The organism is Elusimicrobiota bacterium, from assembly GCA_041660925.1.
Classification (GTDB): Bacteria; Elusimicrobiota; Elusimicrobia; order UBA1565; family UBA1565; genus JBAZUV01.
The window spans coordinates 1-4,191 of record JBAZVI010000021.1 but is presented as its reverse complement, the minus strand read 5'-3'; the positions used below and the strand labels follow the sequence as shown (position 1 = coordinate 4,191).

Here is a 4,191-nt window from a genome sequence, read left to right as displayed (position 1 = left end):
CACTCTGGGAGGAGTAGCCGCGGTTGACCATCATCGTGACGTGGTACTTGTCGGCCATCGGCTGCAGCACGCCGGCCAGGGCGTCCTTCTCGACCCACAGCTCGACGTAGTAGTCCTGCCCCTCCCAGCGCGGAAGCCGGTAGGCGTGCTCGATGGTCTTGACGGCCGCGCCCAGGTTCGGGACCTCGAACTGCGTGCGCGGCTGCCGGACGCGGTCCTCGATGGCGTCCCAGTCGATGAGCCCTGCGAGCCTCGCGTCGGAGACGAGGCTCCCCAGGTTCTTGTAGCTCTTCTCGCTGTTTTCAAAGAGGTTGATGGTGACGCACTGGTAGTACAGCTGCCGCAGCGTCAGCTTCAGGCCCTTGCCCTGGTAGTCCTCCACGACCGCGTTGCAGTGGTCGATGGTGAGCAGGGCCTGCTCGCTGAACTTCTTCGTCCGGAACAGTTCCTTGCTCACTTGCACCTCACGATGACGGCCATGTCTGCCAGCGGCCGGAGGAGGGAGAGGCCCACCTTCGACTGGAGCACTAGCAGCTCCAGGCCGGGGATGGTCTTCGGGTCGTCGGGCGTGTTGTCGATGGTGATGCGCCCGCCCGGCTTGAGCATCGGCACGAAGCCCTCGACCTCTCCGAGGATGGTCGGCGCGTCGTGGTCGCCGTCGAGGTAGACGTGCGTGATGTTCCGGGCCCCCGGCTCCAGTGGCGCGCCGTGGTACCAGAGCCGCAAGCCGGCCTTGGCGAAGACGAGCCAGTCCAGGCTGGTGATGGAGAAGTGGACGTGCCTGGGGAAGGACGCGAGCAACTGCTTCGCCTCGAGGTAGTCGGCGTTGCCGTAGAGGCCAGCAATCGGTGGCGCCCCCACCAGGCCCGTGAGGTACGGCTTGTCCCCGTAGGGGTCGATGGTCACCAGCAGCGGATGAAGGATGGGCGGGTAGAGTTCCTGCAGGAGCTTCAGCTGCATGAACGCCGACCCGCCGCGGCGGGTGCCCACCTCGACCGAGACGCCTCCCGGCGCGTGCCGGTGGGCCTCGCAGAAGTGGTAGGCGAGGTGCTCGTAGGTGTCCTCCCGCGCGTCGCCGTGGGCCCGCGCGGAGAGGACGAAGCCTCGGATGTCCATCACCTGACCCCTAGGGCCTTGAGCGCCGCGACCGCGAGCGGGGGCGGGACCGCGTTGCCGACCACGTCCAGGGCCGCGCCCTTCTCGTTGGGGAGCCAGAAGTCGTCGGAGAAGCCCATGAGGCGCGCGGCCATCCGGGGCGTCATCTTCACCGCGTAGTTCGGCTCCACGAGGACCCGCGCGCCGCTCTGGCTCTTGGCCTTGACGATGGCAGGCGCCGCGCGCCCCGCGACCCTCCAGACCCTGCGGCCAGGCTTTCCCTTCTCGGCCCAGCGCGTGGCGTTGCCTCCGACGATGATGACCGGGTAGCTGGGCGGCGGGACGTGGATGAGGTTCTCCAGCTGCCAGCCGGCAAGCTCCGAGGGGGGCTCGCGCCGGACGAGGTCCTCGATGACCGGCCACCAGTCCGGTGTGGCCTGCGCGCTGCGCCGCATCGTCTCGGCCACCGTGGCCTTGCTGCAGGCCCAGGCGAGCATCCGGGGGCGGTCGGACGGGCAGCCGTAGTCCGAGGCGTCGTAGACCCCTGCGCTCGTCGTGTAGCCCATGCCCTCCAGGCCCTCCATGATCTCGTGGAAGATCTCGTGGTCGAGGTACTCGGGCACGTTCTCGATGAGGATGCGCGTGCCCTTGCCGACGTAGGCGGCGGCGAACTTGAGGACCTCGATGCCGACGCCCTCGTCACCTCGGTTCTCGAGCCCCCGCGTGTTGCGCGCCTCGGAGTGGCCCTGGCAGGGCGGCGAGCAGAAGAGGAAGTCCGGCGCCTTGAACTGCGCCGGCTTCGCCTTCTTCACGTCGCCCAGGTGTAGGTGCGCGCCGGGGAAGTTGGCCTCGTAGACCGGGCCGTAGTCCGCGTTGAACTCGACGCCCCAGAGCGGCTTGATGCCCAGCTGCCTGGCGCCCCACTCCCAGCCACCGCAGCCCGTGAACAGAGACGCGCAGGTTTTCACTTGAGCCACTCCTCCCAGCGCGCCATGAACGCGCCGATCTCGAACTGCTCCAGGGCCTCGTCCATCATCTGCTGGCGGTCGGAGTCGTCGGTGTCCCCGGCGACGTGCAGGAGGTCCAGGCAGCGGTCCTGGTAGTGCTCGAACGACTCCCCCTTCGCCCACTGCGCCAGCGCCAGGGACTGGTCGCACGCCGCCGTCTCGTTGAGCGCGGCGACCGGGTGGTAGACGGGGATGCAGCCGGCGGCGCGGGCCTTGGAGGCGTTGCTGCAGCCCGTCTCCTCGAACGTGTAGCCGGCCTCGACGCTCGGGTAGAACCAGATGTCCGACCGGAGCATCTCGTAGGCGATGCGCTCGTGGTTGACGCGGCCGATGTTCTCGACGCCGGGCTGCCGCGAGAGGGCCTCCCACTGCGCCCACATCTTGCGGAAGCTCACCGCCCAGGTCGGGTTGTTGGCTGAGAGCTTCTTGCAGCCCTCCCACCCGTAGAAGATCGACAGGGTGGCGTCGGGCCACATCTTCCGGATCTCGGGCCACATCTGCAGCAGCGTCAGCAGGCCGCGGTCCGGCGAGCTGGCGTAGATGAAGCGGTGCTTCTGCCTCTCCGGCAGCTGCGCCGGCCGGAAGTGCTCCTTGAGCAGGAAGTTGTAGGCCACGCTCATCTTGTCGAGCGGCACGCCGTGGCGCTCGTGCATGGCCTGCTTGTGCCAGTCGCTGACGACCACGATGCGCTCGTAGGCGTCCGCGATCTCGGGCGTCAGGTCCGGGTAGACGGCGTCCTGCAGCCAGAGGATCTTCGGGACCCCCTCCCCGACCTCGGCCTTGACGCCCAGCGAGGGGTAGCGGGAGACGATGAGTTTGCCGGTCTGGACCTTGTACAGCTGCTCGTTGGGCCAGTACGCGACGCGGTCCTTGACCTCCTCGCCGGGCACGACGCCGAAGGTCGGCAGCGGCCCGTAGACCGACACGGCGCGGCGGTCGTTCTTCGCCAGCTCGCGGGCGAGGTAGACGATGGTTTCCTCGCTGGCGCCAATGCCGGTCCGGTAGACGTGGCTCGCGTTCCAGTCCCACAGCGCCGCGGGGACGTAGAAGCTCGCCGCCTTGGGCCGGTAGGACGCGGAGTAGCCGGTGATCGGCTTGATGGACGCGCAGAACGAGGCGTGGAGCCCGCCGGGGACGAGTTCCGTCTCCATGTCCACGACGCGGCCCAGCTCCTGCTCGGCCATCTCGACCATGTCCCGCGGCAGCATCGCGCGCAGGTGGCCGCGCTCGTCGCGCATCGTCCCCCAGGCCGTCTTCCCCGGCGGCAGGCCCTTGTCGAACGAGCCCCAGGGGGTCGAGATGACTACCTCGCCCTGCTCCGGGTCCGCCTTCCGCAGGAGGCGGTCGAGGAACGCACCGGGCATCTGGACGTGCTCGATCACCTCCATGCAGACGACGAGGTCCGCCTTGCCGACCGCGCCCAGGCAGTCCTCGTCGCCGTGGACGAAGAGCACCTTGTCCTTGAAGGGCGCCAGCTGCGGAAACCTCTCGAGCCTCGCCTTGAAGCGGTCGAGGGCGTCCTGCTTGATGTCCATCGCGATGTACTGCCCCAGGCGCTCCGGGCCGATGGCGGCGAGCAGCGGGATGGCCGAGAGGCCGTCGAAGCAGCCGTAGTCGAGCACCTTGACCTTCTCGCCGGGGTGCTTCTGCAGCCACGTCTCGATCCGGGTGGCGGCGTACCGGATGCGCCACTGCTGCGTGACCATCGGAGCGAGGCAGCCCTCCTCCTGCGACGGAATGGCCCCGGTGACCGCGTCGTCGTTGTAGAAGTCGGCGTAGGCCTTCGCGGAGACGATGTGGCGGTCCACCTTCTGGCGCCAGCGCCGCAGGTACTCGGAGACGACGCCGTGGGCCTGCTGGTGCGGGAGGACCTCGCCCAGGAGCGCGGCCTTCTGCGGCTCGTCGTTGTTGAGCAGGAAGTCGTGGTAGTCGCGCAGCTGGAGGGTGTACTGCAGCGCCCGGCGCTCGTTCTCCACGAAGGCGTGGTAGGCGATGGCCTCGGCCTTGTCGTGCTGCAGCGTCGGGTCCGCGAGCAGCTCCTCCAGCAGCGCCTCGACCTTCTTGTACTCCTCCAGCGCGGCGTGCAGCG

The 4,191-nt window shown here is 68.6% G+C and carries 4 protein-coding genes; all 4 read right to left on the bottom strand.

The window, feature by feature from the left end; genetic code table 11:
* A partial coding sequence (locus WC969_15560; GenBank protein MFA6031266.1) for a hypothetical protein occupies positions 1 to 457 on the bottom strand: 457 nt, incomplete at its 3' end.
* Complete coding sequence (locus WC969_15555; GenBank protein ID MFA6031265.1) at positions 454 to 1,116, bottom strand: class I SAM-dependent methyltransferase; 663 nt, start codon at positions 1,114 to 1,116, stop codon at positions 454 to 456. The genes WC969_15560 and WC969_15555, both read right to left, overlap by 4 nt.
* Positions 1,116 to 2,063 (bottom strand): DNA cytosine methyltransferase, encoded by a 948-nt coding sequence (locus WC969_15550; protein ID MFA6031264.1) that lies wholly within the window; start codon positions 2,061 to 2,063, stop codon positions 1,116 to 1,118. The genes WC969_15555 and WC969_15550 overlap by 1 nt, the downstream gene beginning before the upstream one ends.
* Positions 2,060 to 4,191 (bottom strand): methyltransferase domain-containing protein (locus tag WC969_15545; GenBank protein MFA6031263.1); only part of this gene is annotated, 2,132 nt, incomplete at its 5' end. The genes WC969_15545 and WC969_15550, both read right to left, overlap by 4 nt.

What these genes read in the sequence shown, in the direction of transcription:
- WC969_15555 (MFA6031265.1), bottom strand. Translation starts at nt 1,116, where the DNA reads ATGGACATCCGAGGCTTCGTCCTCTCCGCGCGGGCCCACGGCGACGCG.